This is a genomic window from Nonomuraea sp. KM90 (assembly GCF_052246675.1).
Taxonomy (GTDB): Bacteria; Actinomycetota; Actinomycetes; order Streptosporangiales; family Streptosporangiaceae; genus Nonomuraea.
Genome location: NZ_JBQQCB010000352.1, coordinates 1 through 1495 on the forward strand (window position 1 = coordinate 1; position 1495 = coordinate 1495).

General features: G+C 69.4%; 2 protein-coding genes. Both read right to left on the reverse strand.

The genetic code is table 11. The annotated features are described in order from the left end of the window. Positions 1 to 815: transposase (locus ACTWPW_RS64145; RefSeq protein WP_443175033.1), on the reverse strand; the 815-nt coding region annotated here is incomplete at its 3' end. Continuing rightward, positions 731 to 1330, reverse strand: coding sequence for a transposase (locus tag ACTWPW_RS64150; protein WP_443175034.1), 600 nt, complete (start codon positions 1328 to 1330; stop codon positions 731 to 733). The genes ACTWPW_RS64145 and ACTWPW_RS64150, both read right to left, overlap by 85 nt. Positions 1331 to 1495 lie beyond the last annotated feature (165 nt).

The following is a 1495-nucleotide window of genomic DNA, read 5'->3' on the forward strand; positions in this document are numbered from 1 at the left end:
GGCAGGCGGGGGCGGAGGTGCCGAAACCCTCGCCGGACGCGTGCGGGGGTGAGCCGTTCGAGTGGAGCAGGGCGTTCCCATGGGCGGCGCAGGTCAGGTGCGAGTGTCCGGGCGAGCTGAAGCTGGGCGTAGGCGATGATGATCAGCCAGGTCCAGCGGTCCGCGGACTGCGGGTCGCGGATTTTCGGGGCGGTCCAGCCCAGGGTCTGTTTCCACATCCGGAACGTGTGCTCAAGATCGAATCTGCGGAGGAATGCCTGCCAGAGCCGGTCCAGGTGGGCCGGGGTGATGGCAACGGCCGAGGTCCACAGCCACACCGGCTTGGGGTCTCGTTCGCCGGGCAACTGCTCGACCTGCAGCCGGATCAGCGTGCCGTCGATGATGGGGAGCGCGCCGTCGTGGTCGAGCCAGGCGGCGCGGCGGGTGAGCCGGTGGTGCAATCGGTCCCAGCAGGAGGCGACAGCGTTGCCGTACCGGCTCGTGGCGGTGGCCGTGGTGTGGGCGGGTTCACCCCAGGTGGTCTCGTCCTTCATCCGGAACTCGGCCCCGTGTTTGGGCGGCCGGCCACCGGCTGGGCTGGCCAGCAGGAACTCTTCGCGGGAGGGGGCCGGGCGGCCCAGCACCTCCACCGGCAGGCCGTCCAGCAGGAAGGCCAGGCGGGCGGTGTCGTAGCCGGCGTCGAGCACGATGAGGATGTCCGGGTCACCCTCGCGCCACTGGCCGGCTTCGATCAGGCGGGCGACCAGGTCACGGACCTGGATGGCGGTGACGGCGGCTTCATCGTCGTCGGGGCGTAGCCGCTGGGCATCCAGCACCCATCCAGCATCATGGTCCAGGAGGTGCGGCCGGTCTCCAGCGCGGCGATGATCGAGTACGGCCAGCCGGGGATCATCTGATGCTCGCCCTTGCGGCGGCCGTAGACATGACAGAACAGCCGCTCGGGGCTGGTCGGCGCGTCGGGGCGCAGCCAGGGCGTCACATCGGCGGCCAGCACGATCCGGCCGCCCGCCGCGCGCGGCAGCGCCACCGTGGACAGAACCCTCCGCAGCCGGGCGATCTCGATGCGGCCGTGGTTGATCGCGTCGTACAGGGCGCCGTGGCCACGGCGGTGCTCCGGCGCCAACGCCAGCCCGACCAGCGTACGGACCGGCCCCTCGGCGCATAACACCGCCTCGACCAGCTCGAACAGCTCATCTCGCCGGGCGGTCAGGCAGGTGAAGACCTCCTGCCGGAGATCGGCCAGCTCCATCCACGCGTCCCGTTTCTGGCCGTCCTGCTCCGAATCCGGGACGCCCCGCGCCGCGCGTGCCAGCATGAATGACACAGCCACCGCCTCCACTTCCTTCTGAATGACAACTCGAAGATGGAGACGGTGGCTGACTCAACTCACGGCGACACGCCGTGTCCCGAGAGACACAATCCGCTATGAGGGATTAGTCACCCACATCGCCGAACGCGGCAAATGTGCAGCTCAGGGGTTAAACGCCAAGCTTAG